We start from the raw sequence: 25,781 nt of genomic DNA, 5'->3' as shown, positions 1-25,781 counted from the left end.
ACATCGCTGGCCACGCGCCTGACAAGCCGGCGCTTAACCGTTAAAATCTATGGTTTTGCAACCGATTGCCATTGCCGATCATGCAAGTCGTACGCGGTGTAGCCGCAGCCCATCTTCCGCCCTGTGCGTTGACCATCGGCAATTTTGATGGCCTGCATCTCGGTCACCAAGCCATGCTGACCAAGGTTCGCGATGTCGCGCGCGCGCGCGGTCTGGCGACCGCCGTGCTGACGTTCGAGCCGCACCCGCGCGAATTGTTTGCGCCCGACTCTGCGCCGGCACGCCTCACGAGTTTTCGCGAAAAAGCCGAACTACTGGCCGCCGAAGGCATTGATTACCTGGTCGTACAGCGTTTCGACCGGCGCTTCGCCAGCTACGAGGCCGAGGCTTTCCGCGACGAGATCATCGCCAAGCGGCTCAACGCCCGATTTGTGGTTGTCGGCGACGACTTCTGTTTTGGCGCGCGCCGGGCGGGCAATATCGCCCTGCTCGCCCAGTCTCCGGTGTTCGATGCGCATGCACTGCCGACGGTCGCCAGTGGCGACGGGCGCGTATCGTCAACCGCTGTGCGCGCCGCACTGGCCGGCGGGCAGATGGCGCATGCTGCTGCGTTGCTCGGTCGTCCGTATTCGATTTCGGGGCGGGTGATCGGCGGCGACAAACTAGGTCGCGAACTCGGCTTTCCGACCGCCAACATCCAGTTGCGCCACAACCGTCCGCCAATGATGGGCGTATTCGTCGTCGAGGCGCACGGACTGGAGCGCCCCTGGCAAGGCGTAGCCAGCCTTGGCGTACGGCCCACCGTCAAAGGCGCCGATGCTGCGCCGGTGCTGGAAGTGCACCTGTTCGATTTCAATCGGCAGATTTACGGCGAACACCTGCGGGTGGATTTCCTCGCCAAGCTGCGCGACGAAGAAAAGTACTCGGGTCTGGAGCCGCTGATCGCCCAGATCCAGAAAGATTGTGACCAAGCCCGCGACTGGTTCGCGACACGCGCCCAACACTGAGAGACACCATGAGCGAAAAAGCATCGAACAAATACCCGGTCAATTTGCTGGATACCGCATTTCCGATGCGCGGTGATCTCGCCAAGCGCGAGCCGGGCTTTTTGAAGCAATGGCAGGAGAAGCAGCTGTATCAGAAGCTGCGCGAACGCGCGAAGCTGGAAAACCGCCCCAAGTTTATCCTGCATGATGGCCCGCCGTATGCGAACGGCGAGATCCACCTCGGCCACGCGGTGAACAAGACGCTCAAGGACATCATCATCAAATCGAAGTCGCTAGCCGGCTTTGATGCACCGTACGTGCCGGGCTGGGATTGCCACGGCTTGCCGATCGAGCACCAGATCGAAAAAATCTCCAAGAATGATGCCAAGGCCGTCAAGGCCAACCCGGACATCCATGCCCGCATCGTTGCGTTCCGCAAGGAAAACGGCCTGGACGAAAAAGAAACGCACTTGCCGGCCGCCTTCGTGCGCGAGCTGTGCCGCGCCTACGCCGCCAAGCAGATCGAAATCCAGAAGGCCGGCTTCATCCGCCTTGGCGTATGGGGCGACTGGGCCGATCCGTACCAGACGATGGCCTTCAAAACCGAAGCCAATATCGTGCGTACGCTGGGCAAGATCCACGCCAACGATTACATCGTCAAAGGCCAGAAGCCGGTGCACTGGTGCGTCGACTGCGGCTCGGCGCTGGCCGAGGCCGAAGTCGAGTACGAGGACAAGGTTTCGCCGGCGATCGACGTGGGCTTTCGCTTTGTCGATACCGACGCGCTGGCCAAGGCCTTCGGCGGCGTCGACCTGCAAGGGCGCCCGGCTTACGCGATCATCTGGACCACGACGCCATGGACGCTGCCGGCCAACCAGGCCGTGTGCGCCCACCCGGAAGTCACTTACAGCCTGATCGCCACGAGCAAGGGCGTGCTGCTGCTGGCGGCCGACCTCGCCGAAGCCGCACTCAAGCGCTATGGGATCGACGACGCCAAGGTCATCGCCCAGGCGCATGGCTCGAAGCTCGAACGGCTGGAATTGCAGCACCCTTTCCTGGACCGCAAATCCTTGCTGATCCTGGGCGAGCACGTCACCACCGACGCTGGTACTGGTCTTGTTCATACCGCACCGGCGCATGGCCTCGACGACTATCTGGTCGGCCTGCATTACCAGTTGCCGGTCGATAACCCGGTGGGCGGCGATGGCCGCTACATCAGTACCGCCGCATTTGCACCGGGCAAGACCGTCTGGGAAGCCAACCCGCTGGTGGTCGCCGCGCTGGCCGAACACGAAGCACTGTTCGCCAACGAGAAGCTCAAGCACAGCTATCCGCATTGCTGGCGCCACAAGACGCCGATCATTTTCCGCGCCACCACCCAGTGGTTCATTGCGATGGAAAAAATCGTCAACGGCAGCACGCTGCGCCAGCATGCCAACAAGGCCGTCGACGACACCGAGTTCTTCCCGGCCTGGGGCCGCGCGCGGCTCGAGGCCATGATCGGCAACCGTCCGGACTGGTGCATCTCGCGTCAGCGCAACTGGGGCGTGCCAATGACTTTCTTTGTGCACAAGGAAACCGGCGACCTGCATCCGCGCAGTGGCGAACTGCTTGAGATCGTCGCCCAGCGCATCGAACAGGAAGGTATCGAAGCCTGGTTCAAGCTCGACGCAGCCGAGCTGCTCGGCGCCGAGGCCGCACAGTACGACAAGCTCAAGGACACACTCGACGTCTGGTTCGATTCGGGCTCGACCCACTATGCCGTACTGCGTCAGCGCGAAGACCTCGGCTGGCCGGCCGACCTGTATCTGGAAGGTTCGGACCAGCACCGAGGCTGGTTCCAGTCGTCCCTGCTCACCGGCTGCGCCACCGAAGGCCGCGCGCCGTACAAACAGCTGCTGACCCACGGCTTCACCGTCGATGAAAAGGGTCACAAGATGTCGAAGTCCAAGGGCAACGGCATCGAACCGCAGGAAATCTTCAACAGCATCGGCGCCGACATGCTGCGCCTTTGGGTGGCCAGCGCCGACTATTCGGGCGAAATGTCGCTGTCGCAGGAAATCCTCAAGCGCACTACCGACTCGTATCGCCGCATCCGCAACACGCTGCGCTTCCTGCTCGCCAACCTGTCCGACTTCAAAGCCGACCAGGTCCTGCCGACCGAGCAACTGCTGACACTGGACCGCTATGCGCTGGTCGAACTGGCCGCATTCCAGCAGCGCGTTGCCGAGCTGTTCGATCGCTACGAATTCCACTCGGCGGTGCAGGAAATCCATCGCTACTGCTCGGAAGAACTCGGCTCGTTCTACCTCGACATCATCAAGGATCGCCTCTACACGACCAAGGCCGACGCAGCGATCCGCCGCTCGGCGCAGACCGCACTGTGGCACATCACCCAGTCGCTGGTCCGCATCCTCGCGCCGATCCTGTCGTTCACCGCGCACGAAGCCTGGGAAGTACTCAACGGCGACGACGACAGCGTCTTCCTGTCGACCTGGCATACACTGCCGGCCGTCGCCGATGCCGAGGCGCTGTCAGGCCAGTTTGCACTGATCCGCGAGGCCCGCGTTGTCGCGCAAAAAGACATCGAAGTGCTGCGTGCCGACGGCAAGCTGGGTTCGAGCCTGCAGGCCGAAGTCGACGTCACCGCCGGCGGCGAACTGCTTGACGCGCTTGCCAGCCTCGGTGACGAACTGCGCTTTGTGCTGATCACTTCGAAGGCGACGCTCAAGCAAGGCGATGCACTGGCAATCGGCGTCACGCCGTCGGCGTACACCAAGTGCGATCGCTGCTGGCACTTCGTGCCAAGCGTCGGTTCCGTGGCGGCTCATCCGGGCCTGTGCGCGCGTTGCGACGACAATCTGCACGGTGCCGGCGAGGCGCGCCGTCATGCCTAAGCGGTTCTGGCAATGGATTGCTCTGGCGGTCGTGGTCATCGTGATCGATCAGGCGAGCAAGCACGCGATTGAAGCCGCGTTCAGCTACGGCGATGTCAGCCCGATCATTCCGGGCTTTTTCAACCTGACGCTGGCGTACAACCCCGGTGCGGCCTTTTCCTTCCTGGCCGACGCCGGGGGCTGGCAACGGCACTTCTTCACCGTGCTGGCGCTCGGCGTCTCGGTTTTTATCGTGCTGACGCTGCGCAAACACTATACGCAGACGCTGTTTTCGCTGGCGCTGGCATTGATCATGGGCGGCGCCATCGGCAATGTAATCGACCGGGTGCTATTCGGTCATGTAATTGATTTCATTCAAGTTTATTATCGGACTTGGTACTACCCGGCATTCAATATCGCCGACTCGGCCATTTGCGTCGGCGCGGCGCTGATGGTTTGGGACAATTTCCGCAAAAAGGATTCCGCATGAGCATGCAGATCATCCTCGCGCAGCCGCGCGGCTTCTGCGCCGGCGTCGATCGCGCCATCGCCATCGTCGAAAAGGCGCTGGAGAAATTTGGCGCGCCAATCTACGTTCGCCATGAAGTCGTGCACAACAAGTTCGTCATCGAGGACCTGAAGGCCAAGGGCGCAATCTTCGTCGAAGAGCTTGCCGAAGTCCCGGCGGGCAATACGGTGATTTTTTCGGCGCACGGGGTCTCGCAGGCGGTGCGTACCGAGGCCGAAGCACGCGGGCTGAGCGTTTACGATGCCACCTGCCCCCTGGTCACCAAGGTACACCTCGAGGTCAAACGGCTGCGTCAGCAGGGTTTCGAGATCATCATGATCGGCCACAAGGGTCACCCCGAGGTCGAAGGCACCATGGGCCAGGCCGATGGCGGCATGTATCTGGTCGAGGAAGCCGAGGACGTACCGACCATGGTCGTCAACGAGGACGCCAAGCTCGCCTACGTGACGCAGACCACGCTATCGGTCGACGACGCGCAGCGTGTCGTCGATGCACTGCGCCTGCGCTTCCCCGATATCGTCGGCCCGAAGAAGGACGACATCTGCTACGCAACGCAGAATCGCCAGGATGCGGTCAAGCAGCTGGCACGCGATGTCGATGTGCTGGTCGTCGTCGGCTCGCCGAACAGTTCGAACTCGAACCGGCTGCGCGAAGTCGGCGCCAGCCTCGGCATCGATTCCTATATGGTTGACAACGAAACCGAGCTTAAGCCCGAATGGTTTGCCGACGGCGCACGGGTGGGCATCACCGCCGGCGCCTCGGCACCGGACGTGCTGGTTCAGCGCGTCATCCAGCGGATCGGTGACTTTGGCGCCGAATCGGTATCACCGATGGATGGCATCGAGGAAAACGTCGTGTTTTCTCTCCCCAAGGGTCTGGCTTGATATTGACCGCCATCCGCAACGCCCCGCATCGACGGGGCGTTTTTTTGCCCGCCGCAAGGCCGATCGCGCAAGACCAATCGGTTAAAATGCGGGCATGAATGCTGTTGCCCCTCCCGTTGACGTACGTTGCTTTCATTGCGGCGACGCCGTGCCCGACGGCACCCAGTTCGCCATCCGATATCGTCAACGTAGCGAACCCGCCTGTTGCGCCGGCTGCCAGGCCGTGGCGCAGAGCATCATCGATGCCGGGCTGGATGCGTATTACACGCAGCGCGAACAGCCTGCCGATCGCGCCGAACCGCTGCCGCAGGCGCTGCGCGAACAGTTGAAACTCTACGATGACCCGCAACTGCAGGCCGGGTTTGTCGCCGATGACGGCGAACTGAAAGATGCCGCGCTGATGATCGAAGGCATTACTTGTGCCGCTTGCATCTGGTTGAACGAGCGGCAGATCGCCCGCGTGCCCGGCGTTGCCGACGTGTTGATCAACTACACCAGCCATCGCGCCCGCGTACGCTGGAATCCGGCGCAGACCACGCTGTCGGCCGTGCTTGAAGCGGTCGCAGCAATCGGCTATCGCGCCCTGCCTTACGATCGCGCCCGTCAGGAGGCCACGCAGGCCAGAGCGCGCAAATCCGCACTGTTCCGGCTCTGGGTTGCCGGGCTGTCGATGATGCAGGTGATGATGTTTGCGGTGCCGGTTTATCTGTCGTCCGCCGGTGAAATCGAACCACGGTGGCTGAACCTGATGAACTGGGCCAGCTGCGTACTGACGCTGCCGGTTGTCCTCTACTCCAGCTGGCCGTTCTATATTTCGGCCTGGCGCGACCTCCGCCGCGGCCGCACCGGCATGGATCTGCCGGTTGCAATCAGCGTGCTGCTGGCTTTTATCGCTAGCGTTTACGCGACGATCACCCGCCACGGCGAGGTTTATTTCGATTCCGTCAGCATGTTTGTCTTCCTGTTGCTGACCGGTCGTTACCTTGAGTCGCAGGCGCGCGCCAAAGCAGGTGCCGCGCTTGAACAGCTGGCGGCACTGATACCAGCATTTGCACATCACCTTGTCGACTATCCGCATAACCGAACGCCACGCGAAGCGGCCGTTACGCGCCTGAATGTCGGTGATGTGCTGCTGGTCAAACCGGGCGAAGCCATTCCGGCCGATGCGCGCGTCCTCGAGGGCGAGTCGCAGGTCAACGAATCACTACTGACCGGCGAAGGGTTGCCTGTCGACAAGCGGCCGGGCGATCTGGTCACCGGTGGCACGGTCAATATGGCCTCGCCACTGATCGTTGGGGTCGAGAAAGTCGGCCAGGAGACAAGGCTCGCCAGCATCGTTCGTTTGCTGGATCGCGCACTGGCGGAGAAACCCCGGCTGGCGCAACTGGCCGACCGTGTTTCGGGCTATTTTGTCGCCATCCTTCTGGCCGCAGCCGTAGCCACGTGGCTGTACTGGCTGCTGCATGACCCGATTCATGCCCTGCCGATCGCCGTCGCTGTGCTGGTGATCTCCTGCCCCTGTGCGTTGTCCTTGGCAACACCCGTTGCGTTGACCGCCGCGACCGGCGCTTTAGCACGCCGCGGCGTACTGATCGGCCGTGGACATGCGCTGGAAGCATTGGGACGGGTGACCGATGTCGTATTCGACAAGACCGGCACGCTGACACTGGGTGAACCGCAAATTCGCGCGGTTTATCCGCTGGGTAGGCTTGATGGGGCGACGCTCCTTGCCGTGATTGCCGCGATCGAGAGTCACTCCGAACATCCGCTCGCACGTGCGTTTGCAGGCGAGGCCTACCCGATTGCCGCCACGGATGTCGTCAATCATCCCGGTGGCGGCCTGATCGGGCGTATCGAAGGGGTTCGATACGCGGTTGGCAAGCCGGATTTCGTGCGTCACCTCTCATCCGCCCCGCTGCCGCCCCTGCCGGACGCTGCGGCGGGTACGCTACTGGCAGTCGCCAGTGATGCCGAATGGCTGGGTTGGGTCGTGCTCGCCGACGCACTGCGCGCGGATGCTGCGGAAGTTGTTGCCGTGCTAAAGCAGCGCGGCATACGTACCCACATCCTTAGTGGTGATGCCGCTGGCGTCGTCGAGTCGACCGCACGCGAACTCGGTGTCGATCACTGGCAGGCGGGCGTGTCGCCCGAGGGCAAGTTGGCGCAACTGAAGTCATTGCAACAGCAAGGTGCCCGAGTACTCATGGTCGGCGACGGCGTCAACGACGCGCCGGTGCTCGCCGCAGCCAATGTGTCGATGGCGATGGGTGCGGGCGCAGATATTGCGCATGGCTCCGGCGACGCTGTGCTGCTCGAAAACCGCCTTGGCCGCATTCCCGAGGCGATTGCCTTCGCAAGCCGAACGCGGCAAATCATCCGGCAGAACCTGCTTTGGGCGCTGCTTTACAACGTGGTCGCGCTACCGGTCGCCATGGCCGGCTGGGTAACGCCATGGCTGGCAAGCGCTGGCATGGCCGCGAGTTCACTGCTGGTCATTCTGAATGCGCTGCGCCTGACGCGCACACCACGAGGCCTGTGATGGAAAGCCTGTACTTGCTCATCCCGCTATCGGTACTGCTGGTTGTGGTCATCGGCGCGCTCTTCTGGAACGCCATTCGCGGCGGACAGTTCGACGACCTTGAAGGGCCTGCGCACCGCGTCCTGCAGGACGACGATCGCCCAGAGGGACGATCGCCCTACAATGAGGGCGACGAGGAAAAAAACAACTGACTGTATGACGTATGGCACGGTAAAATGCACGCTGGTCGTTGACCGGTTTGATTTGGATCAAGGTTGAACTAACACCTTCCTCGCTATAGTCGCGCCGGCTTATTGCGCACATGTCGACCACGGTCGGGGCACCTTTGTTCGCTACAAAGGTTTGCGCGCACATTCAGCAGTTTTATAAAACCGCCGTTCTTGGAGAACATTCGGAGCGCTCCCATGGAAAACCAAGCCACATATAACTATAAAGTGGTGCGGCAATTCGCCATCATGACTGTCGTCTGGGGCATTGTCGGCATGCTGCTCGGGGTGTTTATCGCCTCGCAACTCGTCTGGCCGGAACTCAATCTGGGTCAGTACTTTCACTTCGGGCGCTTGCGCGCGCTGCACACCAGCGCGGTGATCTTCGCGTTCGGCGGCTGCGGCCTGATCGCGACCAGCTATTACGTCGTCCAGCGCACCTGTAACGTCCGCCTGTTCTCCGACGGCCTCGCCGCGTTCACCTTCTGGGGCTACCAGCTGGTGATCGTGCTGTGCGTCATCACCTATCCGCTCGGCATTACCTTCAACAAGGAATATGCCGAGATGGAGTGGCCGATCAAGATCCTGCTCGCCATCGTCTGGGTCGCCTACGCCGTGGTGTTCTTTGGCACCATCGCCAAGCGCAAGGTCAAGCACATCTATGTGGCCAACTGGTTCTACGGCGCCTTCATCCTGGCTGTTGCCCTGCTGCATATCGTCAACAGCGCGTTTGTGCCGGTGTCGATGTGGAAGTCGTACTCGGCCTACTCGGGCGCGGTCGACGCGATGGTGCAATGGTGGTACGGCCACAATGCAGTCGGCTTCTTCCTGACTGCGGGCTTCCTCGGCATGATGTATTACTTCGTGCCGAAGCAGGCCGGTCGCCCGGTGTACTCGTATCGCCTGTCGGTCGTCCACTTCTGGGCACTGATCTTCACCTACATGTGGGCCGGTCCGCACCATCTGCACTACACCGCTCTGCCCGACTGGACCCAGTCGATCGGCATGGTGTTCTCGCTGATCCTGCTGGCACCGAGCTGGGGCGGCATGATCAACGGCATCATGACGCTGTCAGGCGCCTGGCACAAACTGCGTACCGATCCGATCCTCAAGTTCCTCGTGACTGCGCTGTCGTTCTACGGCATGTCGACGTTCGAAGGTCCGATGATGGCGATCAAGACCGTCAACGCCCTGTCGCACTACACCGACTGGACCATCGGCCATGTGCATTCGGGCGCGCTGGGCTGGGTCGCGATGATCACCATCGGTTCGATCTACTATCTGATTCCGCGTCTGTTTGACCGCGAGCAGATGTACTCGATCAAGCTGATCGAAGCCCACTTCTGGATCGCGACGCTGGGCATCGTGCTCTACATCTCGTCGATGTGGATTGCCGGGGTGACGCAAGGTCTGATGTGGCGCGCGGTCAATGCGGACGGCACGCTGACCTATTCCTTCATCGACTCGGTCAAGGCAACCCATCCGTACTACTTCATCCGTTTCCTGGGTGGCTGCTGCTTTGTCTCCGGCATGTTCCTGATGTTCTACAACGTGCTGCGCACCGTGTTCGACGGCAAGCCGGTCAATGCGCCGATTCCGGCCGTGCCTGCCCACGCTTGAGCTGAAAAAGGGGAGTGATATAAAAAATGAACAAGGCTCAGAAACTCATTGAGGAACACGTTGGCTGGCTGATCGTGCTGACGATCGCCACCATCAGTGTCGCCATGCTGGTGGAAATCCTGCCGCTGATGTTCTCGAAATCGGTCACCAAGCCGATTGAAGGCGTCAAACCGTACACGGCCGTCCAGTTGGCTGGCCGTGACATCTACATCCGTGAGGGCTGCTACAACTGCCATTCGCAGATGATCCGTCCGTTCCGCGCCGAAACCGAGCGCTACGGCCACTACTCGGTTGCGGGTGAGTCGGTCTACGACCACCCGTTCCTGTGGGGCTCGAAGCGCACCGGTCCGGACCTCGCGCGCGTCGGCGGCCGCTACTCGGACGAATGGCATCGCGCGCACTTGATCCATCCGCAGGATGTCGTGCCGGAATCGGTGATGCCGTCGTTCCCGTGGCTTGCCGCGCAAAAGGTCGACGCCGAAGCCATGCCGGCGAAAATGACCGCATTGCGCAAGGTGGGCGTGCCCTACACCGACGCAGACATCGCCGGCTCCGCCAAGGCTGTCGAAGGCAAGACCGAAATGGATGCGCTGATTGCCTATCTGCAAGGTCTCGGTTTGGCCCTCAAGAACAAAAGGTAATACGGATCATGGATTTTCAGGACATCGCGCGCATCGCCGTCACCGTCATCAGTTTTTTCTGTTTTCTGGGTATCTGCGCCTGGGCCTACGGCCGCAAAAGCCGCTCCGGCTTTGACGAGGCCGCGCAGGCGCCGCTGCTCGACGATGACACCCCGCATGGCCCGCGCGCCTGAAAATCTGCCGTACGGAGAAGAATGAGATGACGGATTTTTATAGCGGTTTCTGGGGTGTATTCATCACGGTCATCGTGATCGTGTCGCTGATCTGGCTCGGCGTGCTGCTCAAGAGCCAGGCGGTGATCAAGCTCAAGAAGGGCGAGAAAGCCGAAGTAATCAACCACAAGTGGGATGGTGACCTGCAGGAGTACAACAACCCGCTGCCGGGTTGGTGGCTGACGCTGTTCGTCCTGACCATCGTGTTTGCGGTCGGTTACCTTGCGCTCTATCCGGGGCTGGTGCTGTTTGGTAACGCCAAGGGCTGGACGTCGGCCGGGCAGCTCAAGCAGGAAGTCGCCAAGGCCGATGCCAAATATGGCCCGATCTACGACAAGTACGCCAAACTGCCGATCGCCCAGGTCTCGCAAGACAAGGAAGCGCGCGAGATGGGCCAGCGCCTGTTCTATACCTACTGCATCCAGTGCCACGGTGCTGATGCGCGTGGCGCCAAGGGCTTCCCGAACCTGACCGACGCCGATTGGCTGTATGGCGGCACGTCGGAAAAAATCCTCGAAACTATCGAAAAAGGCCGTCACGGCCAGATGCCGGCCTTTGGCGCGGCATTCGGTGAAGAGAAAGTGCGCGACGTCGCCAATTACGTGCTGCAGATCGCCGGCAAGCCGCACAATGAACTGCGTGCCAGCCGTGGTCAGGCTACGTTCCAGCAGGTTTGCGTGGCCTGTCACGGTGCAGATGGCAAAGGCAACAAGGATGTCGGCGCGCCGAATCTGACCGACAAGATCTGGCTGTACGGCGGCGCGGAAGCCACCATCGTCGAAACCGTAACCAACGGACGCAACAACGTCATGCCAGCGTGGAAGGACTTCCTCGGCGACAGCAAGGTCCATTTGCTGGCTGCCTACGTTTATGGCTTGTCGAACACCCCGGACGCTGCGGCCAAATAAGCCGTCGGCATTCCGGCGAGTACAACGGGCGGGCCTATCCCCGCCCGTTTTACCATTCCGGCGCCCAGACAATAACGAGAACCGTTTTTGTCATGGCGCAGGCAGTCCATGCAGGGAAACGCGATGAGCAAGCAGAAACTCCAGGACATTCCGGTCAACGTCGTCAGCGACGATGGCGAATACGAAAGTATTCATCTGTACGCTGCACACCGGAAAATCTACCCGCGCTGGATCACCGGGCTGTGGAACAACTGGCGCATTTTTTTCGTCATCGCCACCCAGCTGTTTTTCTACGCCGTACCGTGGCTGCAGATCAACGGCCGCCAGGCGCTGCTGTTCGATCTGTCCACGCGCAAGTTCTACATCTTCAATCTGCTGTTCCTGCCGCAGGACTTCATTTACCTGACCGCCCTGCTGTTGCTGTGCGCGTTCGGCCTGTTTGCCTGGACCACGATCGGTGGCCGGCTGTGGTGCGGCTACGCCTGTCCGCAAACGGTTTATACCGAAATCTTCCTGTGGGTCGAAAAATGGGTCGAGGGTGATCGCCCGGCGCGGATCAAGCTCGACAACGGCCCACTGAACGCCCGCAAGCTCTGGCTAAAAACGCTCAAGCACACGATCTGGATCGTTTTCTCGCTGTGGACCGGCTTCACCTTCGTCGGCTACTTCACGCCAATCCGCGAGCTGTGGTCCGACGCGCTGGTACTGGCGCTAGGTGGCTGGGAGCTGTTCTGGATCCTGTTCTATGGCTTTGCCACTTATGGCAACGCCGGCTGGATGCGCGAACAGGTCTGCAAGTACATGTGCCCGTACGCCCGCTTCCAAAGCGCGATGTTCGATGCCGATACCCTGATCGTGTCATACGACGAAAAACGGGGCGAGGCACGCGGCAGCCGCAAGAAAGGCGCCGACTACAAGGCCGAAGGCCTGGGCGACTGCATCGACTGCACGATGTGCGTACAGGTCTGCCCGGTCGGCATCGACATCCGCGACGGCCTGCAATACGAGTGCATCGGCTGTGCGGCCTGTATCGACGCCTGCGATAGCGTCATGGACAAGATGAACTATCCGCGCGGACTGATCCGCTATACCTCCGAGAACGCGCTCAAGGGCGATTACCCGGAGCGGCAGATCGTCAAGCGGCTCGTCCGCCCGCGGGTCATCATGTATACCATCGTGCTCGCGATCATCCTGGCGGCGACGATCACCGGCCTAGTCCTGCGCCAACCGGTCAAAGCCAATATCGCTCGCGACCGCGTCGCGCTGGTGCGCGAAGCGGACGATGGCTGGCTGGAAAACAGCTACCGAATCCAGATCGAAAACGCCGACGAAGCCAAGCACACGTATCGAATCGCCGCCGAAGGGCTGCCCGGCCTGCGCGTGCTGATCGATGGCCCGGATCAGATAGACGTTGCACCGACCGAAATGCAGGAAGTCGGCGTCCGCCTGCAGGCCGAACCACAAATCGCCACCAAGGGCAGCCACGACATCCACTTCGTCATTACCGCCGTCGATAAACCGGCCATCAGTACGCGTGAAAAAGCCACGTTCATCGGTCAATAATCGACCTCGTCGGGAATCCTTGCCGAGCCCGACGGTCCACTCCCACCTATCATCAGGGCAGATTCATCCATGAGCACGACACTGACGAACAAAACGCCGTGGTACAAATCGCCGTGGCCCTGGTTTCTGATGGCGTTTCCGGCTATCGCCGTCATTGCGGGCATCGCCACATTCGTGATTGCCTTCAAGACCGAAGACAGCCTCGTTTCCGACGATTATTACAAGGAAGGCCAGGAGATCAACCAACGTCTAGCCCGAGATGACAAGGCGCGGGAGTTGGGCTTGAGCGCCCAGCTGATGGTCAGCGACGACAGTCGTGCGGTCCGCGTTCTGCTCAATCGCCCCGTAGAGGGGGCGCTGTATCTCAAGGTCATCCACCCGACCATTGCCGGCCATGACCAGCAGCTGAAGCTGGTTGCACAAGGGCCGACGATGTATGCAGTGCAGCTGGACAAGCCACTGCCGTCACACCGCTGGCAGCTTGAAGTGGGCGATGAGTCGGGGCAGTGGCGGTTGAAATCCGAGGAGGCGCTGCAGGGTGGCGCCGTCTTGTCGCTACAGCCTCACTGACCTAATAAGCAGTGCGTGTCGCCGTTTCGGGCACCGGGCAACCGTCGGCCAGCCAGGCGCTGATGAGTTCGGCATCTTTGATGGTCTTGATGTGCTCGAACGCAACTTCCGCCTCCGGGTGAATTCGCTTCAGGTAGTTCAGCCACTGCTTGAGTCGCCCGGCCTGGTACTTCGGCAAGATATGCACCAACACGTCATCCCAGAACGCGGCCAATAGTGGCTTGATTTCACCCCACCCCGGCGCGGGCTGGCCCTTGATTCGCGCTGCCAGCCCAGGGTCTGCGACAATGCCGCGGCCAAGCATGATGTCGTCGCAACCCGACTCCAGCCGGCATTGCAGGTAGTCGTCGACGGTCCAGATTTCACCGTTGGCGACAACCGGCACCGACACCACCTCGCGAATCCGCCCGATCTCGTGCCAGTAGGCCGGTGGCTTGTACCCGTCGGCCTTGGTCCGCGCGTGCACCACGAGTTCGGCAGCCCCGGCCGACGCCAACGCATGGGCGCAATCGAGCATCCGGGCGCGGTCGTTATAGCCAAGCCGCATTTTCGCCGTCACCATCATCGATGCTGGCACCGCACGCCGCACCGCCGTCACAATCTCGTGCAGCACCTCCGGCTCGTCGAGCAGCACGGCGCCGCCGCGATGACGGTTCACCGTTTTCGCCGGGCAACCGAAATTGAGGTCGATAGCCTTCGGCTGCAACATTGCGAGGCGCGCCGCATTTTCGGCCAGACAGGCCGGATCAGAGCCCAGCAACTGCACCCGCACCGGCACCCCCGACGGGGTGAGGCTGCCACGCAGCAGCTCCGGTGCAATTCGCTGAAAGGCACGATTGGGCAGCAAACTGCCCGAGACGCGCACGAACTCGGTCACGCAAATGTCGACACCCGGCGTGCGGGTCAGCATATCGCGCAATAGATGATCAAGCAGCCCCTCCATCGGGGCGAGATAGATTTTCACGGCAGATCGACTCAAAGCAATGCAGCCATTTTACCTCGACGACGGGGGAGCCTCGTACCGATTGACATGTGTACGATCGTTCACTACGCTTGTGGAACGAATGTTCTCTATCGTACAGGCTATGGGCAACCCGAATCGCGATCAGGAATACCTCGGCAAATTGCAGGATTATTATGCCGACTACCGCAGCATCCCCTCTTACGCCGTGATCGGTGACATGCTGGGCATGGCCTCCAAGTCCGCCGTGTCGGCACTGGTCAAGCGGTTGACGCTGGCAGGCTACGTCGAAATGACCCCGGACAAGCGCCTGGCCCCGACCAAGCGCTTTTTCGAGCGTGAACTCGCAGACTTCCCGATCCCCGCCGGCATGCCGGCGGCAGCCAACGACGCGATGAGCGAGTCGTTGACCATCGACGAGTACCTGATTCCAAAGCCATCGAACACGATCATGGTTCGGGTCAAGGGCGACTCGATGATCGAGGCCGGCATTCACGACGGCGACATCGCCATTGTCGAAAAACGCCACGCGGCCAGCGTCGGCGACATCGTTGTTGCCATCGTTGATAACGAGTACACGCTGAAGGAGCTCGGCCGCGACAAGCAGGGCTACATGCTGCTGCCGCATAACGTTGCCTACGCGCCGATCCGGCCGCAGGAAGGGCTGGAAATCTTCGGCATCATGGTCGGACTGGTGCGCAAATACCGTTAAACTTGGAGCCGATACCGTACGCGACTGAACACAATGAGCAACGAACACCACTCCCCACTCGGCAAGGCCGTCAGCTATAAGGCCGAGTACGACCCCAGCCTGCTGTTCCCGATTCCGCGCAGCGGCAAACGTGAAGAGATCGGCATCACGGGCACCTTGCCGTTCATGGGGGTCGACCTCTGGAACGCCTACGAGCTGTCATGGCTGAATATGCGTGGCAAACCCCAGGTCGCGCTCGCCGTCTTCGAGATTCCCGCTTCAAGCCCGAATATTGTCGAGTCGAAGTCATTCAAGCTGTACTTGAACAGCTTCAACCAGACCCGACTCTCCGGCCCCGATGCGCTCACAGCATTGCTGCAGCAGGACATCAGCGAGGCTACATGTGCCTCGGTCAGCGTTGAGCTGATCCTGCCGGACCAGTTTGACCGACAAAAGCTTGGCGAGCTCGAAGGTTATTGCATCGACAACCTCGACATCGAAGTCGGAACCTACACGCCAACGCCGGATCTATTGCATTGCGACGAGGCCGACAGCCCGGTCGAGGAGATACTGGTATCCAACCTGCTCAAATCCAACTGCCTCGTCACCGGCCAGCCTGACTGGGCCAGCGTACAGATTCGCTACATCGGCCGACCGATCAACCGTGAATCGCTGCTGCGCTATTTGATCTCTTTTCGCAACCATAACGAGTTTCATGAGCAGTGCGTCGAGCGCATTTTCGTCGACATCCAGCGCAGTTGTGCACCGATGAAGCTCTCGGTCTACGCCAGATATACGCGTCGGGGCGGTTTGGACATCAACCCTTATCGCAGCAACTTCAACGCACCACAGCCGTCCAACGTCAGGACGTCGCGTCAGTAAGCGATGCCAGAAAGCCACCCGCTTTAGCAATCTCGGCGCTGGCGCGACACGAATCGCGGTTTCGCCGACAAAGGCAGGTCACCCTCGAATGACCGACAGGTGACGGCTGACGCCGGCGGGTTATACTTGTCGTTTTCCCTAAGTTTGCTCGCTATGTCTCCGAATCTCGCGCAGTTGCACCCCTACCCGTTCCAGAAGCTGCGCCAGCTTTTCGCAGATATTGCGCCCAATGCTTCGCTCAAGCCCATCAATCTGTCGATCGGCGAGCCCAAGCATCCGACACCACAACTGATCAAGGACGCCTTGGTTGCCAACTTCGATGGTCTGTCGGCCTATCCGGCGACCCAAGGCAGCGAAGCACTTCGAAGCGCCATCAGTCGCTGGGCAGAGCGCCGCTATGGCATCAGCCTGAACCCGGCCACTGAAGTCCTTCCGGTCAACGGCAGTCGCGAAGCGCTTTTTGCGTTTGCACAGACAATCATTGATGCCAGCGCCGACAGCAAGCCCGTCATTCTGTCACCGAACCCGTTCTATCAGATCTATGAAGGCGCGGCCTTGCTGGCCAACGCCGAGCCCTATTACGTCAACTGCACCGCAGCAAACCGTTTCCAGCCCGACTGGGATGCGGTTCCTAGTGACGTCTGGGCGCGCACCCAACTTGTCTTTGTCTGCTCACCCGGCAACCCCACTGGTGCCGTTGCGTCGATCAAAGATTGGGAGCGTCTTTTCGCTCTGTCCGATCAATACGGCTTCGTGATCGCCAGCGACGAATGCTATTCCGAGATTTACTTCGGCGCAGACAAGCCGCTAGGCGGCCTTGAGGCCGCGGCAAAGCTTGGCAGAGACTTCAAAAATCTGGTGATGTTCTCGTCGCTCTCCAAACGGTCGAACGTACCCGGCCTGCGCTCGGGCTTCGTAGCCGGTGACGCGCAGCTTATGGCCCAGTTCCTGCTCTATCGCACCTATCACGGCTGCGCGATGAGCCCGACCGTTCAGGCGGCCAGTGCCGTTGCCTGGGATGACGAGCAACATGTCGAGGACAACCGGCGCCAGTATGCCGCCAAGTTCGAGACCGTCACGCCGCGCCTGCAAGCGGTACTGGACGTCACTCTTCCCGACGCGTCGTTCTACCTGTGGGCCAAGGTACCTGGGGATGATGCCGATTTCGCCAAACGACTCCACCAGCAAGAACACCTCACCGTGCTGCCGGGCTCATTCCTGGCGCGTGAAGCACACGGATTGAACCCAGGAGCGGGCTACATCCGTATTGCGCTTGTCGCCCCACAAGAAGAATGCCTTGAAGCGGCCGATCGTATCGTTCGTTTCGTCCAATCTTTGTAAGTCAACGAGGAAAACAGCATGAGCAACCTGCAATCCGTCATCGAAACCGCCTTTGAAAACCGGACCGACATCAACCCGGGCTCGGCATCGGCCGAACTGCGCGATGCCGTCAATGAAGTCATCAGCAGCCTCGACAAAGGACAACTGCGTGTCGCAGAGAAAATCGATGGCCAGTGGCAAACGCATCAGTGGCTGAAGAAGGCCGTCTTGCTCTCGTTCCGCATCAACGACAACGTCCCGATGGACGGGGGCTGCACCCAGTACTTCGACAAGGTGCCGTCGAAGTTCGGTGACTACACCGAGGCCGATTTCCGCGCCGGTGGTTTCCGCGTTGTGCCGAATGCAATTGCGCGCAAGGGCTCGTTCGTCGGCAAGAACGTCGTGCTGATGCCTTCGTACGTCAACATCGGCGCCTATGTCGACGAAGGCACGATGGTCGACACCTGGGCCACGGTCGGTTCGTGCGCGCAAATCGGCAAGAATGTGCACCTGTCGGGCGGCGTTGGCATCGGCGGCGTGCTTGAACCGCTGCAGGCCAACCCGACCATCATCGAAGACAACTGCTTTATCGGTGCGCGCTCGGAAGTGGTCGAGGGCGTGATCGTTGAAGAAGGCTCGGTCATTTCGATGGGCGTATATATCGGCCAAAGCACCAAGATCTATGATCGCGAAACCGGTGAAGTCAGCTACGGCCGCATCCCGGCTGGCTCGGTCGTCGTTTCGGGCAACCTGCCTTCCGCCGATGGCAAGTACAGCCTGTATTGCGCGGTCATCGTCAAGAAGGTCGATGCCAAGACACGCGGCAAGGTCGGCATCAACGAATTGCTGCGCGGCATCTGATCACGAACACGCATTGCGATCAGACACGAAAAAGCCGGCTTCAAGCCGGCTTTTTCGTCACTGCAAGCGATGTGTGCTTAGAGCACAACGTCACGCGATACACCATAACGCCGCAAAATCCGGCGCAGTTGCTCAAGCGCCTCGATCTGGATCTGGCGCACACGCTCGCGCGTCAAACTCAAGCTCGCAGCCAAGTCTTCAAGCGTGCAAATCTCGTAGCCATTCAGACCGTAGCGACGCTCAATGACCATGCGCTGCTTTTCGTTGAGCTGCCGCAACCACTCGCGCACATAGCGCTGAATTTCGGCATTCTGCAGAATCATCTCCGGGCCTTCGTTCTGCTCGTCCGGAATCGATTCGCCGATCGTCAGCATCGGATCAATATCCAGCGGCGCATCAAGTGATGCGACCCGCTCGTTCAGCCCCATAACGCGGCGAACATCCTCGACATCCTTGCCGACAAGGTGGGCCACGTCTTCAAGCGATGGCTCATAGCCAAGATGAGTCTCGAGGTGCCGCTGCGCGCGCAGGTAAACGTTTAGTTCTTTGATCACATGCACAGGCAGACGGATCGTCCGGGACTGATTCATGATCGCCCGTTCGATACTCTGGCGAATCCACCATGTTGCGTAGGTGGAAAAGCGGAAGCCGCGCTCTGGATCGAACTTTTCCAGCGCATGCATCAAACCGATATTGCCTTCCTCGATCAGATCGAGCAGGGTCATCCCTCGATTGATGTAGTGCTTGGCGATGTTCACGACCAAGCGCAGATTGTGCTCGATCATTTTCTGCCGCGCTTCGAAGTCCCCCTGCACGACACGACGTGCCAGCTCGCGCTCCTGGTCCGGCTTGAGCAGCGGGCTACGGCCGATTTCGTTCAGGTAGATTTGCGTGACATCACCGGTACTTTCATAACTGGTGTTGTCTGCTTCGTCGCCACCGGCCGCCTCTTCAGCCTCGGCTTCGTCCTCTACCTCTTCGCGTTCGACTTCGTCCCCTTGGTCCAGGCCCGAGTCATTTTCAAGCATATCGATTTGATCGTTCATGGTCGGTTATTCAAGCTGAATATATTTGGCGGGGTCGACCGGTTTGCCATATCTGCGGATTTCAAAGTGCAGCTTGACCTGGTCGGCGTCGGTATTTCCCATTTCTGCAATCTTCTCGCCTTTTTTGACGCTATCGCCTTCCTTGACGAGCAGCTTGCTGTTGTGGGCATAAGCTGACAAAAACTCCTTGTTATGCTTGATGATCAGCATCTTTCCATAACCACGAAGTCCTGCGCCGGCATAAACAACCTTTCCAGATGCTGACGCAACAATAGACTGTCCCATTTTCCCGAGAATATCAACGCCGCGACTTTCGTCGGTAAAGCCCTTACCCGCTTTGCCCGGTGTCGGCGCAACCCAGTCTGCCACATCCGCGTCGTCAGCTGATGGCTTCGTGCTTGATTTTTCAGGGGTTTTCGCCATTGCCGATGCAGATGACGCCGAATTCTTAGCTACGGCGGCACCGGCCGCAGGCTGTGGTTTGGCAGCAACGGGAGAATTCTGCGCTGCAGCAACGCTGCTCGCAGGCTTGCTGACCGGCTTGGTCGCTTGTGGTGTGCTACTCACGACAGCGGCGTCACCCAGCGGCCGAACTTCGACTCCTGCAGGTGTCGCCGCACCCTGTGGCGGCGTCAGGCGCAGCAATTGTCCGACCTTGATGTCGCTGGAATCGCCCATCCCGTTCCAGCTGGCCAGATCCCGGTAGGCCAAGCCATGCTCCAAAGCGATCCGGTAGAGCGTATCACCGCGCTTGACCATATATTGCCCGGTGGGCGCCGACGCGATAGACGCAGCTGCAGGTGCCGCTGAAGGCATGGGTGTCGGATTGGTATGGTCAACGATCGGCGCCGGTTGCCGGGGCGTGCTTGAGCACGCAGCCAGCAATAACAGAACGGTCGGGGCGATCAGGCGCGGCCAACTCACAAAGGATCTCCTTGTCTTGCCACCGGCCGGGAACTCGGGTGTCCTGCCGGTAGCGCATCGTAAATGGACCGGCCTTGCAGCATGTCCCGATTCGCTTTAGGGCGCAATCAGGGCAACTGCTCAGGCAAGCCCGGGTAAAAGCGGAACAAACCGTACTTTCTCAAGCCGTGTTTCGATGACGCCATCCTCCTGGCGCTCGATCAGCCTCAGCTCCTGATCCTCACCACCGACCGGAAAAATCAGTCGTCCACCCAGACTCAGTTGGTCGATCAGATCCTCAGGGACAATCGGGGCGGCGGCGGCGATCAGAATGACGTCGAACGGTGCCGCATCCGGCAGGCCTTGGCTACCGTCCGCGTGGCGTACTCGCACGTTCCGCAGACCAAGCTGATTGAGGCGATCACGCGCCCCTTTGCTGAGTTGCGCAATCCGTTCGATCGAATAGACGGTCTTGAAAAGCTGAGACAATACCGCGGCTTGATAACCACAGCCAGTCCCGATTTCCAGCACTTTTTCATGTTGTGCTGCGCCGAGCGCCAATTCCGTCATTCGCGCAACGATATAAGGCTGTGAAATAGTCTGGCCGTAGCCAATCGGTAATGCCGTATCGTCGTAGGCCTTGTGCGAAAGCGCCTCATCGACAAAAACATGCCGCGGCACTTGCCCCATCACGGCCAGGACGCGCGGATCATCGACGCCAAGCTGCTTGATGCGATCGATCATCCGCGAACGGGTGCGAGCCGACGTCATGCCGGCGCCGTCGAAGGCATTGAAATTCATGCGTGCAGCCATGATTCGAGGAAATCCAGCTGAGGGTAGGCTGTCAAATCGATCGACAACGGCGTGATCGACACCAGGTCTTGGGTGATGGCGTGAAAATCGGTACCTTCGACAGCATCGGCCGCTGCGCCGGGCGGCCCGACCCACCAGATCGGCTCACCACGGGGATTGGCCGATTTGATAACAGGCGCTGCACGGTGCCGGCGGCCGAGTCGCGTCACCCGGTGACCGGCAAGCGCATCGTAGGCAACATCCGGAACGTTCACGTTAAGCAGCACCGCACCACGAAACGGCTCGCGCTCGACACGGGAAACCAGCTCGGCCGCAACGCGCGCCGCGGTATCAAAATGGGTCGGCGTACGCGACGCCAGCGACACGGCTATCGCCGGCACGCCAAGCAGAAAGCCCTCGGTTGCCGCAGCAACAGTGCCCGAATAGATGGTGTCGTCGCCCATGTTCGCACCGTGATTGATACCGGAAACGACCATATCCGGCAGCGTATCCATCAATCCGGTTGCAGCAAGGTGGACGCAATCGGTCGGGGTGCCATTGACATAACGGAAGCCATTGGGCGCGGTACGCACCGTTAATGGGCGATCCAGCGTCAGCGAATTGCTCGCGCCGCTACGATCGCGCTCGGGCGCACACACCAGCACATCATGGCGCTCGGCCAACGCGGCGGCCAGCGCAGCCAGGCCCGGTGCAAAATAACCGTCGTCGTTTGAAATTAGTATGCGCATGCTATCTCCCCGGTCGGCCCTATTCTAGCCGTATGGCCGAAGACGACAAAATGCGGCTAGCCCGGGCGTTGTGGGCGTGTCCGTGGCGTTGCGCCAGCCCTGGCCGAAACCACGCCACAGGCCGCGATCAGCAACATCGCCAGATAGCTTGAGGGCGGCAGGCGGTCGCCCCACAGCAGCACGCCAAACAGCGTAGAAAATACCACCGTCAAGTATGCCAGGCTGGCAACGACCAGCGATTTGCCCTTGCTGTAGGCACGCGTCATCGATAGTTGGGCAATCGTTGCACTGATCCCCATGCCCAACACGATCCACAGATTGCCCGAGTGCATTGGCGCAAGCGCGCCGGGCTGCAACAACATCCAAATGCCGGCGCCCAGCGACGAAACCAACGAAAAGTAAAAGACCGTCCGCCATTCAGGCTCGCCACGACGACCCAGCTCATGGACGTTCATATAGGCAATGCTGGCGAGCAAGCCCGAACACAGGCCCAGCAGGCCGGCCAGCCATTCGTCGCCATTGAGTGCCGGCCGCAGCAGCAATACAACGCCGGCGAAACCGAACAAGATCGCCAAGACCTGCCGCCGCATCGGCCATTGTCGATGCCACAAGGTCGACACCACCATCAGGAACAGCGGCGAGGTGTAGTTCAGCGTTACCGCCGTCGATAGCGGCAAACGGCTGATCGCGTAGAAGTACAGCATCAGCGACAGGAAGCCGGAAATACTGCGCCCGAGGTGAACCTGCAACAGCGGCCACGACACCCGCAACGGGCGCCTTGCCGGCAAGGCGATCAGCAAGATGCCGACGAAACCGGCCAGACACCGATAGAACACCAGCTCGGCCGTACTGAAGCCGCGACTCCCCAGTTTGACGAAGACGCCCATCACGCCAAAGCTCAGGCAGGCAATCACCATCCAGAACGGGCCGGAGTTTTTCAGCCGATGCCAGTACATTTCGATCATTGGGAAGCGACTCAAGAAACAAGAAAGGCAGCCACAGGCTGCCTTGTGCGTAGGCATGATGATCGGCTCCACCGATCATCGCCACCATTGGGTCAAGTCCTAGGCGCGAATTGCGTCCCCCAGTTCGCGACGCAGGAACTGGTGGAAATGGCGCATGCCGTCCTCCATCGGACTCTGGTACGGCCCGACTTCATTGCGGCCAGCTTTGTACAGTGCAATCCGCCCCGCTTCCATGCGGTTGATGATCTCGATGTCTTCAACCGCAGTCTCGGCGTACGCCGCCTGCTCGGCCGCGACGAACTCCGGCTCGAACCACGCGATGTCTTCCGGGTAATAGAACTCGACGACATTCTTGTAGCTGCGCGGCCCGGTTGGAATCAGCGTCGAGATCACCAGCGTGTGCGGATACCACTCGACCATCACGTTCGGGTAGTAGGTCAGCCAGATCGCGCCGTGTTCGGGCACTTTGTCGCCGTAGTACGCCTGCACCTGCTTGTGCCACTCCTGATAGACCTTGGAGCCCGGCTTGGCGAGCGCATTGTTGACGCCAACGGTCTGCACCGAATGCCAGTCGCCGAACTCCCACTTCAGATCGTCGCAAGTCACGAACTTGCCCAGACCCGGGTGAAAGGGCTCGACGTGATAATCCTCGAGGTAAACCTCGATGAAGGTCTTCCAGTTGCCCTCGTATTCATCGACCTGCACGCTGTGGAACACGTAGTTAGAGAAATCGAGGTGCTTGGCGACGCCCAGATCCTTCAGGTCGGCCTCGATATCGTGGCCATTGTTCTCGAACAGCAGGCCATTCCATTGCACCAGACCAGTCTCGGGCAGGTGCAGGCACGGATTACCGGGAAAGTGCGGCGCACCGGCCAGCTTGCCGTGCTGATCGTAAGTCCAGCGATGCAGCGGGCACACCGTGTGCGAACCATTGCCGCGACCGGACAGCATCGTCGCCTGGCGATGGCGGCAAATATTGGAAAGGAGTTTGACCCCCTGATCGGTACGCTTCAGGTACTTGGCACCGTCGGTCATTTCGAGCACGTGATAGTCGCCGACTTCCGGAACCATCAACTGGTGGCCAATGTATTTCGGACCGCGGTCGAACAGTCTCTGCTGTTCGATCCGGAAAAGCGCTTCATCAAAGTAGGACGACACCGGGAGCTGGGTCGTCATATCCAGCTGCAAGGCTGCAGCCGTAGCCAGATTCGTCATGTTTATCCCACACCCCCTGGGCTAGAAGGTCTAAGACGTCTCGCCACTTTGTGACCAGGTCACGATGGGTGGGCAAGCCATCAGTTCAACACATGCCGGACAAATATCCGGCCCGAAAAAAGACGAGGATTTTGCCTTGTTGGCCCAGTCCGGGCAAGTCGGACCAGAAAAAATCCAGAAAAATTAGAAATTTAGCGCCCCCTCGCCGGGCTGTCCACACCGGCCGGGCCCATCGTCATTCACGACGCCGACCAACCGCCCAATGCCCGCAGCGCGCCATGAAATGGCAAAATGCCGCCTTGGGCAGGAAATACCGCCCCACCACCAACACCGGGAGTTGATTTGCTTTCCAATGATGTCTTGCGCAGCGTGCGCTACATGCTCGACCTGAGCGATGCCAAACTCGTCGAAATCGCCGCCCTCACCGGCTTCCAGGCCGAAGTGGACGACGTACGGGCCTACCTGAAAAAAGACGACGAAGAAGGCTATCGCCACTGCGACAACGCCATGTTTGCGCACTTCCTCGACGGTCTGGTGATCTTCCGTCGCGGCAAGGACGACAGCCGCCCGGCGCCGGAAGTGAGCTGGCCGGTGTCGAACAACACCGTACTGAAAAAATTGCGCGTCGCGTTCGAACTCAAGGACGAGGATATGCACGCCATTCTCACCAGCGTCGAGTTCGACATCTCCAAGCCGGAACTCAGCGCGCTGTTCCGCAAGGAAGGCCAGAAAAACTTCCGCCGTTGTGGCGATCAGCTGCTGCGCAATTTCCTCAAGGGCCTGACCCTGCGCGTTCGCGGCTAAGCCGCCGCCATGTCGTTGCGCACAAGAAAACAGCCCGGTTAAGCCGGGCTGTTTTTACGTCTGCCGATGCCGCCTCAGGCATCGTCGCGTGGATTGCGTCCCAGCGGGCTGGGCTGGTTACGAGCCTTGGCCAGCGTAATTTGCTTCTGCCGCTCCCGCGCGCCGTCGCGGGTTTTTTCCGGCAGTGAATCCCAGCAATGCGGGCAACTGATGCCTTCGACGTAATGCGGCGATGTGCGTTCGGTCACCGACACCGGTTCGCGGCAGGCGTGACAGAGTGCGTAATCCCCAGCCGAGAGGTCGTGGCGGACGGTGACGCGGTTGTCGAAGACAAAGCAATCGCCCTGCCACTTCGTTTCATCCTGCGCCACCGTTTCCAGATATTTGAGGATGCCGCCTTTGAGGTGGTACACCTCCTCGAAGCCTTCACCGAGCATATAGCTCGACGCCTTCTCGCAACGGATCCCGCCCGTGCAGAACATCGCCACCTTCTTGTGCTTGGCCGGATCGAAATGCGCGCGGATGTAATCGGGGAGCTCGCGGAAGCTGTCGGTCTTCGGATCCACGGCCCCCTCGAAGGTGCCGATGGCCACTTCATAATCGTTGCGGGTATCGATCAGCAGTACTTCCGGATCGCTGATCAGCGCATTCCAGTCCTGCGGCTCGACATAGGTGCCGACACGCTTGTTCGGATCGACATTGTCGACACCAAGCGTGACGATTTCCTTCTTCAGCTTGACCTTGGTGCGCAGGAAGGGCTGCTCGTCGCAGTACGATTCCTTGTGATCGACATCGACGAGGCGCGGATCGGCGCGCAGCCAGCCGAGCAAGGCGTCGATGGCGACGCGGGTGCCGGACACCGTGCCGTTGATGCCCTCCTCGGCCAGCAGCAAGGTACCTTTGACGTCATGGTCGAACATGCACTGCAGCAACGGCTCGCGCAGTGCGACGTAATCGGTCAGCGTGACGAATTTGTACAGCGCCGCGACCACAATGGGCTGGGCATTCTGTTGGGACATGCGAGTTCTCCAGGTGGTCGCCCTCGCAAAGGGCGGACC

General features: G+C 60.3%; 25 protein-coding genes. 17 read left to right on the top strand and 8 right to left on the bottom strand.

From position 1 onward, the window contains the following. Positions 1 to 80 precede the first annotated feature (80 nt). The 12 genes from R0382_RS14815 (at position 81) to R0382_RS14760 (ending at position 13,534) form a co-directional block, all read left to right on the top strand. Positions 81 to 1,007, top strand: a complete 927-nt coding sequence (locus R0382_RS14815; protein ID WP_432720568.1) for a bifunctional riboflavin kinase/FAD synthetase — start codon at positions 81 to 83, stop codon at positions 1,005 to 1,007. A gap of 8 nt (positions 1,008 to 1,015) precedes the next feature. Next, positions 1,016 to 3,883: an isoleucine--tRNA ligase gene (ileS, locus tag R0382_RS14810; protein ID WP_432720566.1), complete on the top strand. Its 2,868-nt coding sequence runs from the start codon at positions 1,016 to 1,018 to the stop codon at positions 3,881 to 3,883. Continuing rightward, positions 3,876 to 4,352: a signal peptidase II gene (gene lspA, locus R0382_RS14805; RefSeq protein WP_432720565.1), complete on the top strand. Its 477-nt coding sequence runs from the start codon at positions 3,876 to 3,878 to the stop codon at positions 4,350 to 4,352. The genes ileS and lspA overlap by 8 nt, the downstream gene beginning before the upstream one ends. Then, positions 4,349 to 5,275, top strand: coding sequence for a 4-hydroxy-3-methylbut-2-enyl diphosphate reductase (ispH, locus tag R0382_RS14800; protein ID WP_432720563.1), 927 nt, complete (start codon positions 4,349 to 4,351; stop codon positions 5,273 to 5,275). Before lspA ends, ispH begins: the two co-directional genes overlap by 4 nt. 94 nt (positions 5,276 to 5,369) lie before the next feature. Further along, a complete protein-coding gene (locus R0382_RS14795) occupies positions 5,370 to 7,814 on the top strand; it encodes a heavy metal translocating P-type ATPase (protein WP_432720562.1) in 2,445 nt (814 codons plus the stop codon). Further along, a complete protein-coding gene (ccoS, locus tag R0382_RS14790) occupies positions 7,814 to 8,005 on the top strand; it encodes a cbb3-type cytochrome oxidase assembly protein CcoS (protein WP_432720561.1) in 192 nt (63 codons plus the stop codon). The genes R0382_RS14795 and ccoS overlap by 1 nt, the downstream gene beginning before the upstream one ends. Positions 8,006 to 8,218: 213 nt before the next feature. Next, positions 8,219 to 9,640, top strand: coding sequence for a cytochrome-c oxidase, cbb3-type subunit I (gene ccoN, locus R0382_RS14785; protein ID WP_432720560.1), 1,422 nt, complete (start codon positions 8,219 to 8,221; stop codon positions 9,638 to 9,640). A 26-nt stretch (positions 9,641 to 9,666) separates the two neighbouring features. Further along, positions 9,667 to 10,281 (top strand): cytochrome-c oxidase, cbb3-type subunit II, encoded by a 615-nt coding sequence (ccoO, locus tag R0382_RS14780; protein WP_432720559.1) that lies wholly within the window; start codon positions 9,667 to 9,669, stop codon positions 10,279 to 10,281. A gap of 8 nt (positions 10,282 to 10,289) precedes the next feature. Next, entirely contained in the window at positions 10,290 to 10,454 is a 165-nt protein-coding gene (locus R0382_RS14775) for a cbb3-type cytochrome oxidase subunit 3 (protein ID WP_432720558.1), read from the top strand. Between the two features lie 26 nt (positions 10,455 to 10,480). After that, entirely contained in the window at positions 10,481 to 11,401 is a 921-nt protein-coding gene (gene ccoP, locus R0382_RS14770) for a cytochrome-c oxidase, cbb3-type subunit III (protein WP_432720556.1), read from the top strand. A 123-nt stretch (positions 11,402 to 11,524) separates the two neighbouring features. Beyond that, the gene (ccoG, locus tag R0382_RS14765; RefSeq protein ID WP_432720555.1) at positions 11,525 to 12,964 is read left to right on the top strand and encodes a cytochrome c oxidase accessory protein CcoG; all 1,440 of its coding nucleotides are present in this window, start codon (positions 11,525 to 11,527) and stop codon (positions 12,962 to 12,964) included. Between the two features lie 69 nt (positions 12,965 to 13,033). After that, positions 13,034 to 13,534 carry a FixH family protein gene (locus R0382_RS14760; RefSeq protein WP_432720554.1) on the top strand — a complete coding sequence of 167 codons (501 nt, stop codon included), beginning with the start codon at positions 13,034 to 13,036 and terminating at the stop codon, positions 13,532 to 13,534. A 1-nt stretch (position 13,535) separates the two neighbouring features. Here the strand turns inward: R0382_RS14760 and R0382_RS14755 are convergent, their stop codons facing one another. Further along, entirely contained in the window at positions 13,536 to 14,498 is a 963-nt protein-coding gene (locus R0382_RS14755; protein ID WP_432720553.1) for a tRNA dihydrouridine synthase, read from the bottom strand. 100 nt (positions 14,499 to 14,598) lie between these two features. On the opposite strand from R0382_RS14755, the gene R0382_RS14750 reads away from it, so the two are divergent. From R0382_RS14750 to dapD, 4 genes are all read left to right on the top strand, one after another. Then, on the top strand, positions 14,599 to 15,207 hold the full coding sequence (locus tag R0382_RS14750; RefSeq protein WP_432720552.1) for a LexA family protein: 609 nt from the start codon (positions 14,599 to 14,601) through the stop codon (positions 15,205 to 15,207). Positions 15,208 to 15,240: 33 nt separating this feature from the next. Continuing rightward, entirely contained in the window at positions 15,241 to 16,068 is an 828-nt protein-coding gene (gene queF / locus R0382_RS14745; protein WP_432720550.1) for an NADPH-dependent 7-cyano-7-deazaguanine reductase QueF, read from the top strand. 153 nt (positions 16,069 to 16,221) lie between these two features. Further along, the gene (dapC, locus tag R0382_RS14740; RefSeq protein ID WP_432720549.1) at positions 16,222 to 17,409 is read left to right on the top strand and encodes a succinyldiaminopimelate transaminase; all 1,188 of its coding nucleotides are present in this window, start codon (positions 16,222 to 16,224) and stop codon (positions 17,407 to 17,409) included. Between the two features lie 18 nt (positions 17,410 to 17,427). Then, positions 17,428 to 18,249: a 2,3,4,5-tetrahydropyridine-2,6-dicarboxylate N-succinyltransferase gene (gene dapD / locus R0382_RS14735; RefSeq protein ID WP_432720547.1), complete on the top strand. Its 822-nt coding sequence runs from the start codon at positions 17,428 to 17,430 to the stop codon at positions 18,247 to 18,249. Positions 18,250 to 18,326: 77 nt separating this feature from the next. On the opposite strand, the gene rpoS is transcribed toward dapD, so the two are convergent. The 6 genes from rpoS to R0382_RS14705 form a co-directional block, all read right to left on the bottom strand. Continuing rightward, on the bottom strand, positions 18,327 to 19,295 hold the full coding sequence (rpoS, locus tag R0382_RS14730) for an RNA polymerase sigma factor RpoS (RefSeq protein ID WP_432720546.1): 969 nt from the start codon (positions 19,293 to 19,295) through the stop codon (positions 18,327 to 18,329). 6 nt (positions 19,296 to 19,301) lie between these two features. Continuing rightward, entirely contained in the window at positions 19,302 to 20,219 is a 918-nt protein-coding gene (locus R0382_RS14725; RefSeq protein WP_432720545.1) for a peptidoglycan DD-metalloendopeptidase family protein, read from the bottom strand. 120 nt (positions 20,220 to 20,339) lie between these two features. Next, entirely contained in the window at positions 20,340 to 21,011 is a 672-nt protein-coding gene (locus R0382_RS14720; RefSeq protein WP_432720544.1) for a protein-L-isoaspartate(D-aspartate) O-methyltransferase, read from the bottom strand. Beyond that, positions 20,996 to 21,739, bottom strand: coding sequence for a 5'/3'-nucleotidase SurE (gene surE, locus R0382_RS14715; RefSeq protein WP_432720543.1), 744 nt, complete (start codon positions 21,737 to 21,739; stop codon positions 20,996 to 20,998). Before surE ends, R0382_RS14720 begins: the two co-directional genes overlap by 16 nt. A 56-nt stretch (positions 21,740 to 21,795) precedes the next feature. After that, the gene (locus R0382_RS14710; RefSeq protein ID WP_432720542.1) at positions 21,796 to 22,704 is read right to left on the bottom strand and encodes a DMT family transporter; all 909 of its coding nucleotides are present in this window, start codon (positions 22,702 to 22,704) and stop codon (positions 21,796 to 21,798) included. A 99-nt stretch (positions 22,705 to 22,803) separates the two neighbouring features. Next, positions 22,804 to 23,880, bottom strand: coding sequence for an aromatic ring-hydroxylating oxygenase subunit alpha (locus R0382_RS14705; protein WP_432720541.1), 1,077 nt, complete (start codon positions 23,878 to 23,880; stop codon positions 22,804 to 22,806). A gap of 381 nt (positions 23,881 to 24,261) precedes the next feature. On the opposite strand from R0382_RS14705, the gene R0382_RS14700 reads away from it, so the two are divergent. Then, positions 24,262 to 24,723 (top strand): DUF1456 family protein, encoded by a 462-nt coding sequence (locus R0382_RS14700; RefSeq protein WP_432720540.1) that lies wholly within the window; start codon positions 24,262 to 24,264, stop codon positions 24,721 to 24,723. 74 nt (positions 24,724 to 24,797) lie between these two features. Here R0382_RS14700 and R0382_RS14695 read toward each other — a convergent pair whose 3' ends face one another. Continuing rightward, positions 24,798 to 25,742 (bottom strand): rhodanese-related sulfurtransferase, encoded by a 945-nt coding sequence (locus tag R0382_RS14695; protein ID WP_432720538.1) that lies wholly within the window; start codon positions 25,740 to 25,742, stop codon positions 24,798 to 24,800. Between the last annotated feature and the right edge of the window lie 39 nt (positions 25,743 to 25,781).

Origin of the sequence: Jeongeupia wiesaeckerbachi, assembly GCF_050916355.1 — a bacterium.
In the GTDB taxonomy this organism is placed as follows: domain Bacteria; phylum Pseudomonadota; class Gammaproteobacteria; order Burkholderiales; family Chitinibacteraceae; genus Jeongeupia; species Jeongeupia wiesaeckerbachi.
This window is presented reverse-complemented; position numbering and strand designations above follow the sequence as displayed.

Coding starts and splice junctions, on each gene's coding strand:
- R0382_RS14760 (WP_432720554.1), top strand. CDS start 13,034: ATGAGCACGACACTGACGAACAAAACGCCGTGGTACAAATCGCCGTGG.
- R0382_RS14750 (WP_432720552.1), top strand. CDS start 14,599: ATGTTCTCTATCGTACAGGCTATGGGCAACCCGAATCGCGATCAGGAA.
- ccoN (WP_432720560.1), top strand. CDS start 8,219: ATGGAAAACCAAGCCACATATAACTATAAAGTGGTGCGGCAATTCGCC.
- R0382_RS14705 (WP_432720541.1), bottom strand. CDS start 23,880: ATGACGACCCAGCTCCCGGTGTCGTCCTACTTTGATGAAGCGCTTTTC.
- dapC (WP_432720549.1), top strand. CDS start 16,222: ATGTCTCCGAATCTCGCGCAGTTGCACCCCTACCCGTTCCAGAAGCTG.
- dapD (WP_432720547.1), top strand. CDS start 17,428: ATGAGCAACCTGCAATCCGTCATCGAAACCGCCTTTGAAAACCGGACC.
- rpoS (WP_432720546.1), bottom strand. CDS start 19,295: ATGAACGATCAAATCGATATGCTTGAAAATGACTCGGGCCTGGACCAA.
- surE (WP_432720543.1), bottom strand. CDS start 21,739: ATGCGCATACTAATTTCAAACGACGACGGTTATTTTGCACCGGGCCTG.
- R0382_RS14720 (WP_432720544.1), bottom strand. CDS start 21,011: ATGGCTGCACGCATGAATTTCAATGCCTTCGACGGCGCCGGCATGACG.
- ccoP (WP_432720556.1), top strand. CDS start 10,481: ATGACGGATTTTTATAGCGGTTTCTGGGGTGTATTCATCACGGTCATC.
- R0382_RS14815 (WP_432720568.1), top strand. CDS start 81: ATGCAAGTCGTACGCGGTGTAGCCGCAGCCCATCTTCCGCCCTGTGCG.
- ccoS (WP_432720561.1), top strand. CDS start 7,814: ATGGAAAGCCTGTACTTGCTCATCCCGCTATCGGTACTGCTGGTTGTG.
- R0382_RS14695 (WP_432720538.1), bottom strand. CDS start 25,742: ATGTCCCAACAGAATGCCCAGCCCATTGTGGTCGCGGCGCTGTACAAA.
- ccoG (WP_432720555.1), top strand. CDS start 11,525: ATGAGCAAGCAGAAACTCCAGGACATTCCGGTCAACGTCGTCAGCGAC.
- ileS (WP_432720566.1), top strand. CDS start 1,016: ATGAGCGAAAAAGCATCGAACAAATACCCGGTCAATTTGCTGGATACC.
- lspA (WP_432720565.1), top strand. CDS start 3,876: ATGCCTAAGCGGTTCTGGCAATGGATTGCTCTGGCGGTCGTGGTCATC.
- R0382_RS14795 (WP_432720562.1), top strand. CDS start 5,370: ATGAATGCTGTTGCCCCTCCCGTTGACGTACGTTGCTTTCATTGCGGC.
- queF (WP_432720550.1), top strand. CDS start 15,241: ATGAGCAACGAACACCACTCCCCACTCGGCAAGGCCGTCAGCTATAAG.
- R0382_RS14775 (WP_432720558.1), top strand. CDS start 10,290: ATGGATTTTCAGGACATCGCGCGCATCGCCGTCACCGTCATCAGTTTT.
- ccoO (WP_432720559.1), top strand. CDS start 9,667: ATGAACAAGGCTCAGAAACTCATTGAGGAACACGTTGGCTGGCTGATC.
- ispH (WP_432720563.1), top strand. CDS start 4,349: ATGAGCATGCAGATCATCCTCGCGCAGCCGCGCGGCTTCTGCGCCGGC.
- R0382_RS14710 (WP_432720542.1), bottom strand. CDS start 22,704: ATGATCGAAATGTACTGGCATCGGCTGAAAAACTCCGGCCCGTTCTGG.